Genomic DNA, 18721 nt, shown 5'->3' with positions numbered 1-18721 from the left:
TCTTGCAGCTTGCAGCTTGCCGCTTACACTTTTTTGTACAGCTGACTGCCTTCCTTCTTGAACCGCTCGGCCTGTTCCGCCAGGCCTTGGGCGACGTCCACGTCGACCGCGTCGATGCGCTGGTTGGCCGCGTACTCGCGGACTTCCTGAGTGATCTTCATCGAGCAGAATTTCGGTCCGCACATCGAACAGAAATGCGCGACCTTGGCCGAATCCTTCGGCAGGGTTTCATCGTGATACGAACGCGCGGTGTCCGGATCCAGACCGAGGTTGAACTGGTCTTCCCAGCGGAATTCGAAACGCGCCTTGCTCAAGGCGTTGTCGCGAATCTGCGCGCCCGGATGCCCTTTGGCCAAGTCCGCTGCATGCGCCGCGATCTTGTAAGTGATGATCCCGGTCTTCACGTCATCCTTGTTCGGCAGACCCAAATGTTCCTTCGGCGTCACGTAGCAAAGCATCGCGCAACCGAACCAGCCGATCATCGCCGCCCCGATACCCGAGGTGATGTGGTCGTAACCCGGCGCGATGTCGGTGGTCAGCGGGCCGAGGGTGTAGAACGGCGCCTCGTCGCAGCACTCCAGCTGCTTGTCCATGTTCTCTTTGATCAACTGCATCGGCACGTGACCCGGGCCTTCGATCATGGTTTGCACGTCGTGCTTCCAGGCGATCTTGGTCAGCTCGCCGAGGGTTTCCAGCTCGCCGAACTGGGCGGCATCGTTGGCGTCGGCAATCGACCCCGGACGCAAGCCATCACCCAGCGAGAAGCTGACGTCATAGGCTTTCATGATTTCGCAGATTTCTTCGAAATGCGTGTAGGCGAAGTTTTCCTTGTGATGCGCCAGGCACCACTTGGCCATGATCGAGCCGCCACGGGAAACGATACCGGTCACGCGTTTGGCGGTCAGCGGCACGTAACGCAGCAGCACGCCGGCGTGAATGGTGAAGTAGTCGACGCCCTGCTCGGCCTGCTCGATCAGCGTGTCGCGGAACAGCTCCCAGGTCAGGTCTTCAGCCGCGCCGCCGACTTTTTCCAGCGCCTGATAGATCGGCACCGTGCCGATCGGCACCGGCGAGTTGCGGATGATCCACTCGCGGGTTTCGTGAATGTGCTTGCCGGTGGACAAGTCCATGATGTTGTCCGCGCCCCAGCGAATACCCCAGGTCAGTTTCGCCACTTCTTCTTCGATGGACGAACCCAAGGCACTGTTGCCGATGTTGCCGTTGATCTTCACCAGGAAGTTACGGCCGATGATCATCGGTTCCAGTTCGGTGTGGTTGATGTTGGCCGGAATGATTGCGCGGCCACGGGCGATCTCTTCACGGACAAATTCCGGGGTGATGATTTTCGGCACGCTGGCGCCGAAGCTGTGGCCCGGGTGCTGCTGATCCAGCAGGCCGGCGGCGCGGGCCACCTCAAGCTTCATGTTTTCGCGAATGGCGACGAATTCCATCTCGGGCGTGATGATGCCCTGACGCGCATAGTGCATTTGCGTGACGTTGCCACCAGCCTTGGCGCGACGCGGGTTGTTGACGTGGGCAAAGCGCAGTTTGGTCAATTCCGGATCGGCAAGGCGCTCGCGACCGAAGTTGGAACTCAGACCCGCTAGACGCTCGGTGTCGCCACGGTCGTCGATCCACGCCGAACGCACATCGGCCAAGCCTTTGCGCACGTCGATCACCACGTTCGGATCGGTGTACGGGCCCGAGGTGTCGTAGACAGTCACCGGCGCGTTGATTTCGCCGCCGAAATCGGTCGGCGTCACGTCGAGGGTGATTTCGCGCATCGGCACGAGGATGTCCGGGCGGGAGCCCTGAACGTAGACTTTTTGCGAACGGGTGAACGGCTTGACCGATTGCTCGTCGACCTTGGCCGAGTCACTCAGGTTGATCGCGTTTTTTGATTTTGTAGTCATCACGGGCTCTCCAGACAGCATCCAGGCAGTGGATTGTCGGAGCAGAACCTGAAAGGCACGGACGCACCAGGACCGGTGCTGTGCATCGTCGTCGAGCGTTCGATTGTCGAACAATTTCCCGGACGAAGCACAAGAGGACTCGCCGGGTGACGAGAAATCTTGTTCCCTACGCAGGCGCTAACCTGATCAGGTTCAACGGGATCCGAAATTATTCGATCTCAGCCTCATAGCAAGGCACCCCGACAAGAACCCGGCCAGTCTAGACACAACTGGCAAAGAACGCCAACACCGCAGCAAACACCATGATGAATGGCATAAATACAGGGGCTTGGCCGATTGTTGTGAGGCAAATGCGCAACTACACTCGCTTTGCCCTGCCATGCCTTGACGCTGTGGGGCCTGCGCCTTACCTTTGGCGCCCGGATTACTTCCATAATATTAATGCTAGGGATCGCCTCATGCTGCGCAAACTCTCACTGGCTGTTGCCGTGTCTTGTGCGTCCAACGCAATGGCCTGGGCAGCAGAAGCGCCCTTGTCGACCAAAACCGATCTGGTCAGCGTCTATCAGGAGGCAGTCGACAACAACGCCGATCTGGCCGCCGCCCGCGCCCAGTACGGCGCGCAGAAAGAAGTGGTGCCGCAGGCCCGCGCCGGGCTGCTGCCAAACCTGTCGGGCGGTGCCGAAGTGGCCAATGTGCGGACGTCGATCGATCAGCCCTCGGCCACTGCCAACCGCAGCGCTCACTCGTATCAGGCGACTCTGGCCCAGCCGTTGTTCCGCGCCGATCGCTGGTTCCAGTACCAGGCGGCCAAAGACGTCAATGAGCAAGCCGCGCTACAACTGTCAGCGACCGAACAGAACCTGATCCTGCAATCGGCCGAAAGCTATTTCAACGTGCTGCGCAGCCAGGACAACCTCGCCTCGACCAAGGCTGAAGAAGCCGCGTTCAAGCGCCAGCTCGACCAGTCCAACGAGCGTTTCGATGTGGGCCTGTCGGACAAGACCGACGTGCTGCAATCGCAAGCCAGTTACGACACCGCGCGGGCTAACCGTATTGTTGCGCAGCGTCAGGTCGATGATGCCTTCGAAGCGCTGATCACCCTGACCAACCGTCAGTACAACTCGATCCAAGGCATCGTCCACACGCTGCCGATCCTGCCGCCGGCGCCGAACGACGCCAAGGCGTGGGTCGATACTGCAGCGAAACAGAACCTCAATTTGCTGGCGAGCAACTTTGCCGTCAGCTCCGCCGAGCAGACCCTCAAGCAGCGCAAGGCCGGCCACTTGCCGACCCTCGATGCCGTGGCCAAATACGAAAAGGGTGACAACGACGCCCTGGGGTTTTCCAACCCGAACGCTTTCGGTGTGCCATACCGCGACAACGTCGAGCAGAGCACAGTCGGCTTGCAACTGAACATCCCGATCTACAGCGGCGGGCTGACCAGCTCGCAGGTGCGCCAGTCGTATGAGCAACTGAATCAGAGCGAACAACAGCGCGAATCGCTGCGTCGGCAGATCGTCGAAAGCACCCGCAACCTGCACCGCGCAGTGAACACCGATGTCGAGCAGGTGCAGGCGCGTCGTCAGTCGATCATTTCCAACCAGAGCGCAGTGGAAGCCACGGAAATCGGTTATCAGGTCGGTACGCGCAACATCGTTGACGTGCTCGATGCGCAGCGTCAGCTGTACACCTCGGTGCGCAATTACAACAACACGCGTTATGACTACATTCTCGACAACCTGCGTTTGAAGCAGGCGGCGGGGACGTTGAATCCGGGGGATCTGGAAGATCTGCGGCGTTATCTGAAAGCCGACTACAACCCGGACAAGGATTTTCTCCCGCCGGATCTGGCCAAAGCGGCCGAGGCGCAGCTCAAGGCCCGGCCTTAAGCCTTAAAAACAAAAGATCGCAGCCTTCGGCAGCTCCTACATTGGAATACGTTTCCTGTAGGAGCTGCCGAAGGCTGCGATCTTTTTGCTTACTTGATCAGTCTGCCCAAACCATCCAGCAAACGCTGCAACGCGCCCTGGTTGCGGCGCATCACCGCCAGCCCGGCCTCGGCCATACGCTGCGCATCACGCGGCAACTCGAACAAGCGTTGCACCTCCACCGCCAGCCCTTCGGCATCATCCACTTCCGCCAACGCCCCGGCTTCACGCAACTGCGCGGCGATGTCGAGGAAGTTGAACAGGTGCGGGCCACTGATCACCGGTTTCGCCAAGGCTGCCGGCTCCAACAGGTTGTGCCCACCATTGGCCACCAGGCTGCCGCCGACAAACGCACTGTCCGCCAGTGCGTAGAGAAACAGCAATTCACCCATGGTGTCGCCGAGCAGTACGCTCGTCTGCGCATCGACATTGGCTTCGGTCGAACGCCGAACCGTAGCGAAGCCTTCGCGCTGACACAGTTCGAACACCGAGTTGAAGCGTTCCGGGTGACGTGGCACCAGGATCAGCAGCGCATCCGGGTGATTGGCCAGCAAGCGACGGTGGGCATCGAGCACCACTTCGTCCTCACCTTCGTGGGTGCTGGCGGCGATCCACACTGGGCGCTCCAGTGCCTGCCATTGGCCGCGCAGGTCGGCCGCGCGGTGCAGTAATTGCGGGTCGATGGTCAGGTCGAACTTGATCGAACCGGTGACTTCGACCGTTTCCGGGCGCGCACCCAGATCACGGAAGCGCTGGGCTTCGGCTTCGGTCTGCACGGCGAACAGACTCATCTCGGCAAGCATCGGCGCGGTCAGCTTGCTGAAGCGGCCATAGCCGCGTGCCGAACGCTCGGACAAGCGCCCGTTGGCCAGCGCCACCGGGATTCCACGCTTGGCGCACTGATGAATATGATTGGGCCACAGCTCGGTTTCCATGATCACCGCAAGCTTTGGCTGCACGCGGTCAAGAAACCGCGCCGCCGCACACGGCAAGTCATACGGCAGATAGCAATGCTGGATGCGTGGCTCGTTGGCGAACAGCGCCTGAATCCGCTCCGAACCGGTCGGCGTCATGCAGGTCACGGTGATCGGCAACTGTGGATAACGTTGCAGCAAGGCGCGGATCATCGGCGCCGCAGCAATGCTTTCGCCCACCGACACCGCGTGTACCCAGATGCCGCCGGGTTGCAGCGTCGGCATGCCGTATGAGAAGCGTTCGCCAATCCGCTTGGCATACGCCGGCGCCTTGCGCGCTCGCAGCCATAGCCGAATCGCCACCAATGGCAGCCCCAGGTAAAACAGCGCGGTGTAGAGAGTTCTATTCATGGCGGCGGAGTTTATCGACTTTTGTCGCCGATCGCGCGCAAGTGCACGGCAAAACGTTCGGCCAGCCAACGCGCGGCCGGGCCGAGGGGTTCGTCGCGGCGCCAGACCAGTTCAACCACCAGCGCCGGCGGCGTCCATTCGCTGTCCAGTTCAACCATCAAACCCTGATACGCCGAGTACTGCACCACATGACGCGGCAACCAGGCCCAACCGAGATCGCGCACCAGCCATTCGGACATGACGTAGAAACTGTCCGCGCGCCACACCTGCGGGCTGGCCGGCTCGTTGCCGGGATAGACGCTGGTTTGCGTCGAAATGAGCAATTGCCGATGTTGCGCCAGTTGCTGGCACGTCACATAAGACTGCTGCGCCAGCGGATGATTGATACCGCACACCGTGACCATTTCCACGCTCCCCAGCACGCGGCGCTCCAGCGCCTCGGGGATTTCATCGTGATAAAACAGCAGGCCGAGATCGGCGCGGCGCTCGACCAGTTTGCTCGACACTTCACCTTGCGCAGCGCTGGTCAGTTGCACTTCAAGGCTGGGGAACTGCTCGGCCAGTTCACCGAAACTTTCCACCAGCGCCTGATACGGCATCGCCTCATCCTGAGCCACGCGCAGTTGCGCTTCCTGGCCGCGCATCATCGCCATGGCACGACCGTTGAGGCGCTCGCATTGGCGCAGGACTTCTCGTGCTTCTTCCAGCAACGCTTCACCCGCTTCGGTGAGGGTTGGCTGGCGACCGCTGCTACGCTCAAACAGATTTACGCCCAAGTCGTCCTCAAGCGTGGCAATCGCGCTGCTGATCGCCGACTGGGCCTTGCGCTGCTGCCGCGCCACGGCGGAAAACGAGCACTGTTCAGCGACGCCGACAAACACCCGTAGCTGATCGAGATTCCACTGCATACTGGCTTACCAACCCATCTTCAAAACAGATAGGTAATGACTTTACCCCATCTGACGAATCACTAGAATGCCGACTCAGCAAGCAACGTTTCACATGAGGATTTGAACCATGAACGCCTACGCCTACCTGGCCATCGCCATCTGCGCCGAAGTGATCGCCACTGTGTCGATGAAAGCCGTCAAAGGCATCAGCACGCCGCTGCCGTTGGTGCTGGTTATCGTCGGCTACGCGATTGCATTCTGGATGCTGACGCTGGTGGTGCGCACGGTGCCGGTCGGCGTGGCCTATGCGGTGTGGGCGGGCATGGGGATTGTGATGGTCAGCGTCGCGGCGCTGTTTATCTACGGGCAGAAGCTGGATATCCCGGCAATGCTGGGGATGGCGTTGATCGTACTCGGCGTGGTGGTGATTCAACTGTTCTCGAAAACCGCCGGCCACTAAAATCCAACCACATTCCCCTGTAGGAGTGAGCCTGCTCGCGATAGCGGTGGATCAGTCAACACAAATGTCGAGCTCTCAATCGCCATCGCGAGCAGGCTCACTCCTACATTGATCATCGACAAATCCCGCGCTTTCCCGAGTCTGTATACTGCGCCCTCGTCTTGAACACTGAGGTCGCTGCATGCCATCCGTTATTTCCACCGACGTTCTGATTGTCGGCGCTGGTGTCGCCGGCCTCTGGCTGAATGCGCGCCTGCGTCGTCAGGGTTTTTCGACCGTGTTGGTGGAAAGCGCCAGCCTCGGCGGCGGGCAGACTGTGAAGTCCCAGGGCATCATCCACGGCGGCGCCAAGTACGCGCTGCACGGTGCACTGACCGGCGCCTCGGAAGCCATCGCCGACATGCCGCGCCGCTGGCGTGAAGCGCTGGCCGGCAATGGCGAGCTGGATCTGTCCGGCGTGCGCCTGCTGTCCGAAGCCCATTACCTGTGGTCGCCGGGCACCCTCGCCGGCAACCTCACCAGTTTCTTCGCCAGTAAGGCCGTGCGTGGTCGCGTTGATCAGGTCAAGGGCGAGCAGCTGCCGCCGGCCCTGCAAGACAAACGCTTCAAGGGCAAGGTCTACCGCCTCGCCGAACTCGTCGTTGATGTCCCGAGCCTGGTGCAGTGTCTGGCCGATCTGGCCGGTGATGGCTTGCTCGCGGGGCAGACCATCGAGCCGCTGCTGGAAGCGGGTGTGCTGGTCGGCTTGAAGGTCGACGGCCGCGAGATTCGCGCTCAGCGCATCGTCCTCAGCGCCGGCGCCGGTACTGCCCAACTGCTCGAAGACCTCGGTTTGAGCCAACCGGCCATGCAGCGCCGGCCGCTGCACATGATCATCGCCAAAGGCCCGGGCCTCAAACCGCTGTACGCCCACTGCCTCGGTGGCGGCACCAAACCGCGCATCACCGTGACCACCCACCCGGCTGCTGACGGCCAGTGGGTCTGGTACATGGGCGGTGACATCGCCGAAAGCGAAGGCGTGCACCGCGAGCCGGCCGAGCAGATCGCCACCGCACAAAAGGAAATCGCCCAGTTATTGCCGTGGATCGACCTCAGCACCACGCAATGGGCAACCCTGCGCGTTGATCGTGCCGAGCCACTGCAAACCGCGCTGAGCCGCCCGGACAACGCATTTCTCGCCGAACAGGGCCGCTTGCTGGTCGGCTGGCCAACCAAACTGGCGCTGGCGCCGGACTTCGCAGACCGGGTCATCGCCTCCCTGCAACGCGATGGCGTCCAGCCACAAGCCGCCGAGCCCTTGCCGGCGCTGCCAAAACCACCGATGGGCGTTCCCGCCTGGGAGCAATTGCTGCCATGACTATCGCCACCCTGCACGACCTTCATCGCCCACTGGGCAGCACCGGCCTGACGGTTTCGCCACTGGGCCTGGGTACGGTCAAACTTGGCCGCGACCAAGGGGTGAAATATCCCAACGGTTTCCAGATTCCCGGCGACGATGAAGCGCGGATGCTGCTGCGACAGGCACGCGATCTGGGCATCAACCTCATCGACACCGCGCCGGCCTATGGCCGCAGCGAAGAACGCCTTGGCCCGCTGCTACGGGGTCAGCGTCAAGACTGGGTGATCGTCAGCAAAGTCGGCGAAGAGTTTGCAGAAGGCCTCTCGCATCACGACTTCAGCGCAGCGCACACGCGGATGTCGGTGGAACGCAGCCTGCAACGTCTTGAAACCGATTTTATCGACCTGGTGCTGGTGCACTCCGATGGCAACGACATGGCCATTCTCGAGCACGAAGAGGTTTATGCGACACTCGCGGCGCTCAAGGCCGAAGGCAAGATTCGCGGCTTCGGCTTCTCCGGCAAAACCGTCGAAGGTGGTTTGAAAGCTCTGGAGCAAGGCGACTGCGCGATGGTCACCTACAATCTGAACGAACAAAACGAGAAGGCTGTCATTGACTATGCTGCTGCCCACGGCAAAGCCATTCTGGTGAAAAAAGCCTTGGCCAGCGGTCACGTGTGTCTGAGTCCGGGCGTGGATCCGGTACGCGCCAGCTTCGAATTGCTGTTCGCCCAGCCTGGCGTAGCCAGTGCTATTGTCGGCACGATCAACCCGCTGCACCTCGCCCACAACGTTGCGACCGTTGCCCAGGTCCTGCGTGGTCACTGACGCCGCCTCGCGGCCTTAAGCAGGAGCCGATATGCCGCGCACGCTCATCAGAAAGAACCCGAGCAACTTCAAGACCCTGCCGCTGTTCGTCGAAGCTACCCCGGAAGGCCTGACCTACCAAAGCGTCGGCATGCCGCTGAACTTCGCGCAAACCTTGCAGCGGCGCAAACCGGTGAGCGTGGCCGACACCGAGCGCTTCTCGCTGGAACTGGCCAACCTCGGCGTTTCAGTGCGCCTGACCCTGCATTGGCAGAATCGCGATTATTGGGTGCTGGTGCGCCAGCGCCGGCAGGATCGCGGTGACGTCGTCCTGAAGTTGATTTCCGGTTACGTGCCGGCCCACGAACTGAATATTCCGCTGCACACGGCGATTCAGGAAATTGCCGAAGAGTGCTTGCTGGAAACCCCGGAAGGCTGGCTCGGCGGACGCTTCAACGACACCTGGCTGCCTGCGCCCTATTCGGCCGCATTGCATTATCGCGAAGCCCTGCCGTTTCGCCTGACGCCGTTGTCCGGCTCGGCGCGCCCCATACGCAGCGCCAATCTGCAATTGCTCGAACGGCCTCGGGCCTACGTGCATCTGCCGACCGCCTCATTGCAATTGATCTACGACTTGCGCCTGGATGTGCCCAAGGAAGCCAAATCCCTGAGCCTGTTCCATGTCGATGAGCGCCTTGAAGGTGATCAACTGGTTGCCCGACTCGACCGCAAGCGCCCCGATCTGTACTTGATGCCACTCAAGGACGGCGCGCCACTGGCCGAGTTGTACACCCTCAAGCGCGACAAACTCGTTCCTGCCAGTACCCGTGGTCTTTATCTGGCCGAGAGCTTTGCCACACAAACCGGCTGGGTCGTGCGCGAGGAGCGGATTCGCTGGAAGGACTGGTTGGTGCAGCAGGGTCTGCAACCGGCGAAAGCCCCACGTCAGGGGCTCAAGCAGTTGAGTATCAAGGCGCTGCGATTAGTCGGGCTGGGCAAAAAAACCGCTAAATAGCGGTTTAGCGGCGGCGATCCCACCACGTGCGCAACGCGGCAAATAAGTGGAAATAGCGGTTTTCGCGCTTGCCCATGCCGCGCTTGGGCGAGAACGATTCTTCGGCAAAGGCACCGGTAATGCGCACCCGCGATGCCTGGGTCGGCAGTGTGCAGATTTTGGCATCGACCTGCTGCAGCGCATATTTGAGCAAGCGCTCGGAATGCAGCTTTCGACCTGTCGCCTTGCAGAAATCGAAGATACGCTCGACCCGTTTGCCGTACGCGACATAGGTATCGCGCCCGCACACCGCAAAGCGGTCGTTCAAGCCGCCCCACCACTGCCAGTCCGGAATATAAGCGTTGTGCTTGCGAGCCTCAGGGTGAGCGAAGACATAGCCAGGCAATGCGCTGTGAAAGAAATTGTCCGGGCGCACGAACACGACGAAATCCGGATTGAAGGACTCGATCATGGTCGTCACGGTGTGCAGCGAGTTGAGCTGATAGATCAGATTACGCAACGAGGCATAGTCATCGGCCCAGGTGTCGCCCTGAGCTTTGACCTGCTCGAAATCCCAGCGCTCCAGGACGCCCTCGGTCGAGGTCAGCGTGCCGATCATCGATTCGAAAGGCTGGTAGTTGTCCGCCGTCAATTCGCCTTTCTCGCCGGACCGCGAGTTCTGCACCTCATCAATCTTGTACAGATGGTAGAAGCACTTTATGTCGCTGCCTGCAGGCAACTGCGCCAGAACGTTCTGTTCGATAGAGGGGAAACAGATCGGCGAATTTCTCGGGATCCCGAAAAAAGCCACGGCAATTTTCAACACTCAACAGCACCTTTTGAAAGTAGTTCGGGCCTGCTGGCAACCGGACAGACGATGTCGCTTACTTCTGTCGAAACAGTTTTTGCCACCAGCGACGGGGTTGCAGCGGCACCACGATGATGTCCGACTTCTGCAGCCAGTCACGTTCATAGTCCCAGGCATGGCCGCCCCACAGTTTTCCTGCTTCGTTGGAAAACCCCAGAGTCATGAGCTGATAGGTATAACCGACATGGCCGCGCAACCAGTCGAACAACACCAGCGTGTTGAAACCGGTGGACGGCCCGACATAGCGCTTGCCGCCCGGCCGGTCGACCGGGTAGTTCCACAGCGGCGGCAATGGAATGCGATCCCAGTACATGGCCACACGTGGCAAAGGACACATGGGTGCGGCGCAGCCCACCAGCATGCTGAAACAGCGTTCACTCGCCTGCTCGAACATTCGCTGTACCGGCGGCGCGTAAGGCAGACCAAAAAAGTATGCATCCGGCGCGTTGTAGCCATGCACGAAAACATTGACGCTGTGCTCGTTGAGCAGCGCCGCTTTGATACAGGTATTGAAGCTGACAACGACGTCATCGACGCCAATGTTCAACGCCTGAAAGTCCGCCGCCGTGATGGCCGGGTTGTTGGCAATCAGCACGACCCGAGGCGCACGGCTCAGACAGTCGAGAAGCTCTGTGGGTAAAGCACCCAGTACGGACTGATCACCACCGGGCAGCGCATCCAGCGCCATGTGTTCGTCCTTCATTCAGACCGGCACCTTCATCCCGTAACGCAACTTCACCCAGAATCGCGTGAACGCCGAGGGCGGCTGCCATGGGCGCATCTCACGCTGGATTTCCGTGGCCAGTGCCTGACCGACACGGGCAAAGGAATAGCGGCTTTGCGCGAACTCCTGGCCGTTGCGGGCAATGCGCTCTGCCAGTTCCGGATCGCTTTGCAGCAGCTTGATCTTTTCCACCGCCTCTTCTTCGCTGCGATAGAACACGGTGTTGTGCATGTCTTCAAAGCCGAGCAAGCGGTCTTCTTCGCCCTGACTCCAGGCCAGCAGCACACAGCCGCAGGCCATGGCTTCATAGTTCTTGATCATGAACTCGTTCATGCCGATGTCGGCGCTGACGAAAATCCTGATGCGATTGAGCGTCTGCAGATATTCCGCGCCCGACTTGGTGCGGGTCACCAGCATCCCGGTACGCTGCGAGAGCGATTCGAGCATGGCTTTGCGCTCGGCATACTCGGTGCTTTTCAGGCTGCCAAGAAAGCCGACGGGAATGTCCCGATCAACGCCAGTGTTGTGCAGCATCTGTTCGTCATAACCCTTGGAGACGAACACCGTGTCGATACCTTCCGCCAGCATCTTGCGAGCGACAACAGCACCGGACACCAGCGCCCGACAACTTGGCAGACGACGATAGAGCCGTGAATACACGCCACGGTACTTACTCGCCGGCATGTAGTTCTGGTACGCGTCGTGCTCGAGAAAGACCAGCCCCGGTATACATTTGAGCACTTGCAGTTGCGTGGCCAGACGCTTGACCCGGGAGAAAATCACCACGCGATCGAAGGTCTGGTAATCGACCGAGGCGAGAAACGACCCCAGATTCAACTGCTGCTGTTTGCTCAAACGATAGATGAAACATTCATCACAGTTCTGCTGCACGATGTCGTAGAGCCGGTCGAGAATGACCCGCTGCTCGTCCATCACCAGGAGCATGACTTTCATAGTTTAATTGACCACGCGACGTAGGCAGGCAAGCGCATCGGATTCAAGGCTGCCCAAATCAACGGAAACGGCAAAATCCCCAAGGCAAAATCCGTTCACACGCAGTACACAACGGTAAAAATTCATCTGGTCAACGACTGCGAATTTTTTCGACAATCGCAGTTGTCGAGCTGTTTTCGACAAGTCCCAAGACCTTCACGGTGCCGCCATAAGCCGTAACGATATCTGCGCCGACCACCTGATCGATGCCGTAATCGCCACCCTTGACCAGCACGTCCGGCTTGACCTCGCACAGCAGGTTTTCCGGGGTGCCCTCAGGGAAGCTGATCACCCAGTCCACAGCACCGAGTCCAGCGAGAACGGCCATGCGCCGGTCAACACTATTGATCGGTCGGCCCGGGCCTTTGAGGCGGCTGACCGATGCATCATCGTTGACCGCGACAATCAGACGATCGCCCTGTGCCCGCGCCTGCTCCAGATAGGTCACATGCCCGGCGTGCAGGATGTCGAAACAGCCGTTGGTGAAGACAATCTTCTCGTTGTGCGCGCGGGCATCGGCCACGGCGAGCAACAATTGCTCCAGACCCAGAACACCACGCTCGGAACCTTCTTCGCGCTGGATCGCACGACGCAGTTCCGGGGCACTGATGGCGGCTGTACCGAGTTTGCCAACCACGATGCCTGCGGCCAGGTTGGCCAGGGCAACGGCATGAGGCAGGTCTTCACCGGCGGCAATCGCTGCGGCCAGGGTAGAAATCACCGTGTCACCGGCACCGGTGACGTCGAACACTTCGCGGGCACGGGCCGGCAAATGCAGTGCCGGCTGGTCCGGACGCAGCAGGGTCATGCCGTGCTCGCCACGAGTTACCAGCAGCGCGCCGAGTTCAAGGTCGTGCATCAACGCAGCGCCCTTGTTCACCAGCTCATGCTCATCGACGCAACCGCCGACGATGGCTTCGAATTCGCTGAGGTTGGGGGTGATCAGGCTGGCGCCGCGATAGATCGAGAAATCCTTGCCCTTCGGGTCGGCCAGCACCGGAATATTCTTCGCGCGTGCAGCCTGGATCAGCGCCTGATGGTTTTTCAGGGCTCCTTTGCCGTAGTCGGAGAGCACCAGCACCTTGATGCCTTCGAGCAGGTCGTCGACCTGCGAGCCGAGGGCCAGAGCGTCGGTCGCGAACGGTTCTTCGAAGTCGATCCGCAGCAATTGCTGGTGCCGGCTCATGACCCGCAGCTTGACGATGGTTGGCTGGTGCGCAATGCGCTGGAACAGGGCACGTACGCCCGCGCCTTTGAGACTGTTGCTCAGGCTGTCGGCGGCTTCGTCATCGCCGGTCACACCGACCAGCGACGCCGGCGCACCCAGCGCGGCAATGTTCAAGGCAACGTTCGCGGCACCGCCCGGACGATCTTCGATCTGCTCGACCTTAACGACCGGCACCGGCGCCTCAGGGGAAATCCGTGAGGTTCCGCCATGCCAGTAACGGTCGAGCATGACATCGCCGACTACCAAGACCGGGGCTTGATCGAAACGCGGCATGGACAACTTCATGGAGCAACCCACATACAAAATGAACAGGGGCGCGATATTAACACAGGGTAAAGCGCCGTCCGCCTCAATCTGAAAGGTCGCGTACCCAGAACAATTCGTGGCGCCGGACCGCTTTGCGGAAAAACTCGTTACTGCCTGTTGCAGGCCAGCGACGACCCGCCAGGCCTTGCTGGATCCAGCGGCGCAATTGCCGTTTGAACACTTGCTCGCCCTGCAGATCGTGTTCCATCGCCAGGGCCATGGCTTTGTCCAGTTGCACGTCTGCCGACAACAGCGGGCTCCACAACCGGTCGGCCGGCAATGGCTCGATAGCAGGCGGCAGCGCGATACCGGCACCGGCAGGGCCCATCGGCCAGCGATCGTTGTCGTGCAGGTGATTGGCGTACATCAGCAGGGTTGTCGGTTTCCAGCTACTCAGCGCGATAGCCTCAAGCAACGCCTGGGTCGAGGCTACGTGATCGCTGTGAGGATCGAGCTCAGGATGGGGCGTCACCACCACTTCCGGACGATAGTGCTCAAGCAGGGCCTTCAGATCGCCCAGCAGATTTTGCCAGGTCGGCTGCCCATCGATGTCGGCGGGCAGGGTCAACGGATTGTGCCGGCGCACACTGCGCACGTCGTTTTCCTGCGACTCACGGGAGCCGAACACCTGGGAAGGTTCTTCGGCCATCGAAGGCAGTTGCAGGCAGTAATAACCCAATTGCACGCAGCGATCGGCAGGCACGCCGCCCCACAACGGGATCACCAGACTGTCCCAACTGCGCAAACGGCCCTTCAATCGCGCGGCTGCGGCTTGATCAAGGCCCAGACGCTGAAAGTCTTCGGCCTCGATCTCACCCTGGGTCAGGGTGACGATACTGACGTCTTCACATCGACTGTAAAGGCCGAATGCAGCGAGTTCGGCATCGTCGGCATGGGGAGCGATGACCATCACCCGCTGGCGGCTGTAGTCAGGATTGGCCATGACCCACAGCACGCCCGTCGCGGCGGGCACGCAATATTGACCACGCAGTGCCAGAACGCCTTGCGCCAGCGCATCGGCCTGACCAGACAAATTGAGGAAACGCCGGCCATTGACCCCGCGCTCGAAGTCCTGGCGATCATCGCCCACTTCAACATGGGGGTCGAACCAGCGCCCCAGCCAAGTGGATTTCACTTCAAGTTCGAGTACCAACGTCTCGCCCTGCGCCAGCAGCTCGCTCAGGCGCAAAACGCCGCCCTCAAGACTCACGACCTGCCGCGCGGTTTGCGCCGGGAAGTTGTACTGATAGTCGTCAGAAGGCCGGTAAAACAGATGATCGGCAAACCAGGCCTCGTGAGCGACCCAGGCCAGCACCAGCAATACCGGCACCAGCCACCAGGCGATCAGGAAGCCGATCAACAACAGCGCCACCATAAAGGCAATCAGGAACAGACGTTTGTTGCGTCGATGGGCCTTGAGAAGCTGTTGCTTGCGAGCGCTCATGGATTCAGACCTTGTAGACCGGCACCGTGTGGCACCAGCGATCCTTGTACTCACGGTCGGCACGACCGAATGAATAGCGCAGAGGTTTGCCCAGCGCCTGCGCGTGCGCCCAGGCCTCTTGGGTGTTGACGAAACTCAGCACACTGCCAGGACTGAACTCGCGGCTCTGCGGGTCGACGCCACCGTTGATGTATTCGAGCGAAACCCATTGCGGGGCTTCAACGCGATACAGCACCTGAAAGGCAACTGGCGCTGAATCGAGCATTGCCACCGAACCGGTCATGAATTCGCGCAGCAAGGTAAAAACCTCAACCAGCCCGGCCTTGCCCGGCACCTCGAAGCCCCAGCGACGCTGAAACAGATCAGCGTAAGCAGCGGCTTGTTCCTGCGGCGTAAAATCGGACATCGGCACCAGCGATCCGCCCGCTTCTTCCAGCAGGCGCTGCTCGCGACGCTGGTTGTAGCGGAATTTCTTCGAATACTCTTCCGGCAACCGCGCCAGCGCCAAACCCTCAGGCTGCGGCTTCAACGTGCTGATCTGCTCGGCATTGAGCTGAGACACATACGCCATGCGCTGGCGCACCGGCACGATGACATCTGGCGCGATCGGCAGAATGATTTCCGCATTGCCCATATCGAGCAAACCGCGCTTGCCCTCGCGCTTGAGCACTTCCTTGGACAAGGCGACATGCCGCCCCCAGCAGGGAACGGCGGCAAGCACTTCACCGCCAATCACCCAGCCCAGGTAGCGCAACTCGATGCCCAGGAATGTCGACAAGCGCTCGACGACTTCCGGATGCGTGGCAAAACTGCCGCCGAAACGCTGCCAGGCCCGGGTGTAGCTGTCACGGTCAATTTCGCTCCAGCCACGCTCGCGAAAGCTGCGAAACATCGTCAGCATACGTTGGTCACGTGTGCCGGTTGTGGCTCGTCACCCTCTTCGAACTCTTTGGCATGCAGACGCGCGTAATAGCCGTTTTGCTCGAGCAATTGCGTGTGAGAGCCACGCTCAACGATGCGGCCCTCGTCCATGACCAGAATCAGGTCGGCTTTTTCAATGGTGCTCAAACGGTGAGCGATCACCAGTGTCGTGCGGTTCTGCACCACATGATCCAGCGCAGCCTGAATGTGCCGCTCCGACTCGGTATCGAGCGCGGAGGTGGCTTCGTCGAGAATCAGCAGCGGCGCATCCTTGAGCAGGGCCCGGGCAATGGCGATGCGTTGACGCTGGCCGCCGGACAGCAGTACGCCGTTTTCGCCGACCATGGTTTCGTAACCCTGCGGCATCTTGATGATGAACTCATCGGCATAGGCTTCGGTGGCCGCGCGCTTGACCTCATCGAACGGTGCGCCGGCCAGATCGCCGTAAGCGATGTTGTTGGTCACCGTATCGTTGAACAGCGTGACCTGCTGGGTCACCAGAGCTATCTGCCGACGCAGGCTGCGCAGGGTGAAATCCTGCACCTGCACGCCATCAAGCAGGATCTGGCCCTGCGCATGATCATGTTGATAAAAGCGTGGAATCAGGCTGGCGAGGGTCGACTTGCCACTGCCCGAGCGCCCCACCAGAGCGACCATCTGCCCCGGTTCGACGACGAAGCTGATGTCGTTGAGTACCGCTTTGTCGGTGTCGGGATAGTGGAAGCTGAGGTTACGCACTTCCAGACGGCCTTCGAGACGATCCTGCTCGACCGTGCCCTGATCCACTTCCGCCGGCTCGTCCAGTTGCTCGAAAATGCTTTCGGCACCGGCCACGCCTTTCTGAATCGTCGAACTGACTTCCGACAATTGACGGATCGGCTTGGGCAGCAGGCCAGCCATGGTGATGTAGGCCACCAGATCGCCCGGCGAAGCATCGCCGCGAAGGTACAGCACGAGGAACATGACCACGGCCATGGCGCTGTACGTCACCAGTTGCAGCATCGGCGTGTAAACCGCGCCGGTCTTGGTCATCGTCAACTGCTTGTCGGTGTTGCTCTGACTGGCATCGCGAAAGCGATCCTTTTCGTACTGCTCGCCGCCGAAGCTGCGCACAACCCGGTAGCCATGAATGGTCTCGGACGCGACGTGCGTGACGTTGCCCATCGAGACCTGGATCTTCTTGCTCTGCTTGCGGAATTTCTTGCTGGTGCTGTTCACCATCAAGCCGATCAACGGCAGGATCGCGACCATCACCAGGGTGAGCTTCCAGTTCATCCACAACAGCGTGCAGAACAGGAAAATCACGGTCATGCCTTCACGGATGACGACTTTGATGGCATCCGTTGCCGCGCCGGTGACCATGGTCACGTTGAAAGTGATCCGGGAAATCAGGTGGCCGGAATTGTTCTTGTCGAAGAAGCGATTGGGCAACTCGAGCAATTTGTTGAACAGGACCACCCGCAGGTCATGCACCAGCCCCAGCGAAACCCGCGCCAGGAAGAAGTTGCCCAGATACGAACCCACACCCTGCCACAGTGCAATGAAAACGATCATCAGTGGCACGGTTTCGAGCAACTGCAGCTTGCCCAGATAAGGATTGCCCGGGAACAGACTGGCTTCAGGATTGGCCAGACCGTCGACAAAGTACTTGAGGATGTAAGCGAGCATCGGTTGAGTCGATGCGAAGATCAGAAACCCGACGATGCTGAGAAGGAAAAGGCCGGCATAAGGCCGCACGTAAGCCAAAAGGCGGAAATAGATCGCCAGCGTGGACTGGGCTTTCGGTTCAGGACTGCTCATGGTGATCCGCGCAATTCAGTGAGGCGCCGATGATATCACACGCGTTTTTGCCCCGATAAACATGACTTCAAGCCAGCCTTCGGCCAAGTCGGTTAAGATACCCGGCTAATGATGGGGAGCCCGATATGCAATCGATTGATCACAGCACTTACGAGGCACTGCGCAAAGGTGCACACGTACTGGAGGCCGACGGTTCCGGCGACAAAGTGCTCAGATTGGCCGATGGACGCATGCTCAAGCTGTTCCGCCGCAAGCGGCTGCTCAGTTCGGCGCTGTTCTACCCCTATGCACAACGCTTTGCCGACAACACCCGCGCCCTCGAACAACGCGGCATCCTCTGCCCGAAAGTCATCGCGGTCTATCGCATCCCGAGCATTGAACGTGACTGCGTGTATTACAGCCCGCTGGAAGGCAATACAGTGCGTCAGTTACAAGGCACTGACGATGAGGCTGACTCATTGCGATTCCAGCTGGGCGGGTACTTCGCCCTTCTGCACGAAAAAGGCGTGTACTTTCGATCGCTGCACTTCGGCAACGTGGTGCTGACGCCGGACAACCATTTGGGCCTGATCGATATCGCCGACCTGCGCTGCCAGCGACGCGCACTCAGCGATAGCAAACGCCTGCGCAACTTCGCGCACTTGCTGCGCTACAAGGAAGACCGCCAATGGCTGCTGGGCCAGGACACCGGCGACACGTTTATCGAAGGTTATCGGCAGGCGCTGCCGAGCAACCGACAAGCGCCGCTGATCTCGCGCCTGCGTCCGCTGCTCGGTTGA

16 protein-coding genes and 1 riboswitch are annotated in these 18721 nt (G+C 60.2%); of the genes, 6 read left to right on the top strand and 10 right to left on the bottom strand.

Annotated elements, in window-relative coordinates; translation table 11 throughout:
• Positions 1–23: 23 nt before the first annotated feature.
• Positions 24–1913: a phosphomethylpyrimidine synthase ThiC gene (gene thiC, locus CCX46_RS02515; RefSeq protein WP_077570562.1), complete on the bottom strand. Its 1890-nt coding sequence runs from the start codon at positions 1911–1913 to the stop codon at positions 24–26.
• A gap of 146 nt (positions 1914–2059) precedes the next feature.
• Positions 2060–2165, bottom strand: a riboswitch (TPP riboswitch).
• A 206-nt stretch (positions 2166–2371) separates the two neighbouring features.
• On the opposite strand from thiC, the gene CCX46_RS02510 reads away from it, so the two are divergent.
• Positions 2372–3805: a TolC family outer membrane protein gene (locus CCX46_RS02510; protein WP_127925592.1), complete on the top strand. Its 1434-nt coding sequence runs from the start codon at positions 2372–2374 to the stop codon at positions 3803–3805.
• 89 nt (positions 3806–3894) lie between these two features.
• Here CCX46_RS02510 and waaA read toward each other — a convergent pair whose 3' ends face one another.
• Together waaA and CCX46_RS02500 are read right to left on the bottom strand one after the other, a co-directional pair.
• The gene (gene waaA / locus CCX46_RS02505; RefSeq protein WP_127925591.1) at positions 3895–5169 is read right to left on the bottom strand and encodes a lipid IV(A) 3-deoxy-D-manno-octulosonic acid transferase; all 1275 of its coding nucleotides are present in this window, start codon (positions 5167–5169) and stop codon (positions 3895–3897) included.
• 11 nt (positions 5170–5180) lie between these two features.
• Positions 5181–6077, bottom strand: a complete 897-nt coding sequence (locus CCX46_RS02500; protein WP_127925590.1) for a LysR family transcriptional regulator — start codon at positions 6075–6077, stop codon at positions 5181–5183.
• A gap of 109 nt (positions 6078–6186) precedes the next feature.
• On the opposite strand from CCX46_RS02500, the gene CCX46_RS02495 reads away from it, so the two are divergent.
• The 4 genes from CCX46_RS02495 (at position 6187) to CCX46_RS02480 (ending at position 9679) form a co-directional block, all read left to right on the top strand.
• On the top strand, positions 6187–6519 hold the full coding sequence (locus CCX46_RS02495; RefSeq protein ID WP_007915730.1) for a DMT family transporter: 333 nt from the start codon (positions 6187–6189) through the stop codon (positions 6517–6519).
• Between the two features lie 181 nt (positions 6520–6700).
• Positions 6701–7876: an NAD(P)/FAD-dependent oxidoreductase gene (locus CCX46_RS02490; protein ID WP_127925589.1), complete on the top strand. Its 1176-nt coding sequence runs from the start codon at positions 6701–6703 to the stop codon at positions 7874–7876.
• Entirely contained in the window at positions 7873–8685 is an 813-nt protein-coding gene (locus tag CCX46_RS02485) for an aldo/keto reductase (protein WP_127925588.1), read from the top strand. The genes CCX46_RS02490 and CCX46_RS02485 overlap by 4 nt, the downstream gene beginning before the upstream one ends.
• Positions 8686–8716: 31 nt before the next feature.
• Positions 8717–9679: a hypothetical protein gene (locus CCX46_RS02480; RefSeq protein ID WP_007915727.1), complete on the top strand. Its 963-nt coding sequence runs from the start codon at positions 8717–8719 to the stop codon at positions 9677–9679.
• A gap of 4 nt (positions 9680–9683) precedes the next feature.
• On the opposite strand, the gene CCX46_RS02475 is transcribed toward CCX46_RS02480, so the two are convergent.
• The 7 genes from CCX46_RS02475 to msbA form a co-directional block, all read right to left on the bottom strand.
• The gene (locus CCX46_RS02475; RefSeq protein ID WP_095120660.1) at positions 9684–10484 is read right to left on the bottom strand and encodes a hypothetical protein; all 801 of its coding nucleotides are present in this window, start codon (positions 10482–10484) and stop codon (positions 9684–9686) included.
• Positions 10485–10542: 58 nt separating this feature from the next.
• Positions 10543–11229 (bottom strand): hypothetical protein, encoded by a 687-nt coding sequence (locus tag CCX46_RS02470; protein WP_127925587.1) that lies wholly within the window; start codon positions 11227–11229, stop codon positions 10543–10545.
• Positions 11230–12204 carry a glycosyltransferase family protein gene (locus tag CCX46_RS02465; protein ID WP_127925586.1) on the bottom strand — a complete coding sequence of 325 codons (975 nt, stop codon included), beginning with the start codon at positions 12202–12204 and terminating at the stop codon, positions 11230–11232.
• Between the two features lie 130 nt (positions 12205–12334).
• Positions 12335–13756, bottom strand: a complete 1422-nt coding sequence (hldE, locus tag CCX46_RS02460; protein ID WP_127925585.1) for a bifunctional D-glycero-beta-D-manno-heptose-7-phosphate kinase/D-glycero-beta-D-manno-heptose 1-phosphate adenylyltransferase HldE — start codon at positions 13754–13756, stop codon at positions 12335–12337.
• A gap of 64 nt (positions 13757–13820) precedes the next feature.
• Entirely contained in the window at positions 13821–15221 is a 1401-nt protein-coding gene (locus CCX46_RS02455) for a PIG-L deacetylase family protein (RefSeq protein ID WP_127925584.1), read from the bottom strand.
• Positions 15222–15225: 4 nt separating this feature from the next.
• Complete coding sequence (locus tag CCX46_RS02450; protein WP_127925583.1) at positions 15226–16122, bottom strand: GNAT family N-acetyltransferase; 897 nt, start codon at positions 16120–16122, stop codon at positions 15226–15228.
• Positions 16116–17942: a lipid A export permease/ATP-binding protein MsbA gene (gene msbA, locus CCX46_RS02445; RefSeq protein WP_127925582.1), complete on the bottom strand. Its 1827-nt coding sequence runs from the start codon at positions 17940–17942 to the stop codon at positions 16116–16118. The genes CCX46_RS02450 and msbA overlap by 7 nt, the downstream gene beginning before the upstream one ends.
• A 125-nt stretch (positions 17943–18067) precedes the next feature.
• Here msbA and CCX46_RS02440 point away from each other — a divergent pair, with 125 nt between their 5' ends.
• Positions 18068–18721 carry a toluene tolerance protein gene (locus tag CCX46_RS02440; RefSeq protein ID WP_127925581.1) on the top strand — a complete coding sequence of 218 codons (654 nt, stop codon included), beginning with the start codon at positions 18068–18070 and terminating at the stop codon, positions 18719–18721.

Source organism: Pseudomonas sp. RU47, assembly GCF_004011755.1.
Taxonomy (GTDB): domain Bacteria; phylum Pseudomonadota; class Gammaproteobacteria; order Pseudomonadales; family Pseudomonadaceae; genus Aquipseudomonas.
This window is presented reverse-complemented; position numbering and strand designations above follow the sequence as displayed.

Coding starts and splice junctions, on each gene's coding strand:
- thiC (WP_077570562.1), bottom strand. CDS start 1,913: ATGACTACAAAATCAAAAAACGCGATCAACCTGAGTGACTCGGCCAAG.
- CCX46_RS02510 (WP_127925592.1), top strand. CDS start 2,372: ATGCTGCGCAAACTCTCACTGGCTGTTGCCGTGTCTTGTGCGTCCAAC.
- waaA (WP_127925591.1), bottom strand. CDS start 5,169: ATGAATAGAACTCTCTACACCGCGCTGTTTTACCTGGGGCTGCCATTG.
- CCX46_RS02500 (WP_127925590.1), bottom strand. CDS start 6,077: ATGCAGTGGAATCTCGATCAGCTACGGGTGTTTGTCGGCGTCGCTGAA.
- CCX46_RS02495 (WP_007915730.1), top strand. CDS start 6,187: ATGAACGCCTACGCCTACCTGGCCATCGCCATCTGCGCCGAAGTGATC.
- CCX46_RS02490 (WP_127925589.1), top strand. CDS start 6,701: ATGCCATCCGTTATTTCCACCGACGTTCTGATTGTCGGCGCTGGTGTC.
- CCX46_RS02485 (WP_127925588.1), top strand. CDS start 7,873: ATGACTATCGCCACCCTGCACGACCTTCATCGCCCACTGGGCAGCACC.
- CCX46_RS02480 (WP_007915727.1), top strand. CDS start 8,717: ATGCCGCGCACGCTCATCAGAAAGAACCCGAGCAACTTCAAGACCCTG.
- CCX46_RS02470 (WP_127925587.1), bottom strand. CDS start 11,229: ATGAAGGACGAACACATGGCGCTGGATGCGCTGCCCGGTGGTGATCAG.
- CCX46_RS02465 (WP_127925586.1), bottom strand. CDS start 12,204: ATGAAAGTCATGCTCCTGGTGATGGACGAGCAGCGGGTCATTCTCGAC.
- hldE (WP_127925585.1), bottom strand. CDS start 13,756: ATGAAGTTGTCCATGCCGCGTTTCGATCAAGCCCCGGTCTTGGTAGTC.
- CCX46_RS02455 (WP_127925584.1), bottom strand. CDS start 15,221: ATGAGCGCTCGCAAGCAACAGCTTCTCAAGGCCCATCGACGCAACAAA.
- CCX46_RS02450 (WP_127925583.1), bottom strand. CDS start 16,122: ATGCTGACGATGTTTCGCAGCTTTCGCGAGCGTGGCTGGAGCGAAATT.
- msbA (WP_127925582.1), bottom strand. CDS start 17,942: ATGAGCAGTCCTGAACCGAAAGCCCAGTCCACGCTGGCGATCTATTTC.
- CCX46_RS02440 (WP_127925581.1), top strand. CDS start 18,068: ATGCAATCGATTGATCACAGCACTTACGAGGCACTGCGCAAAGGTGCA.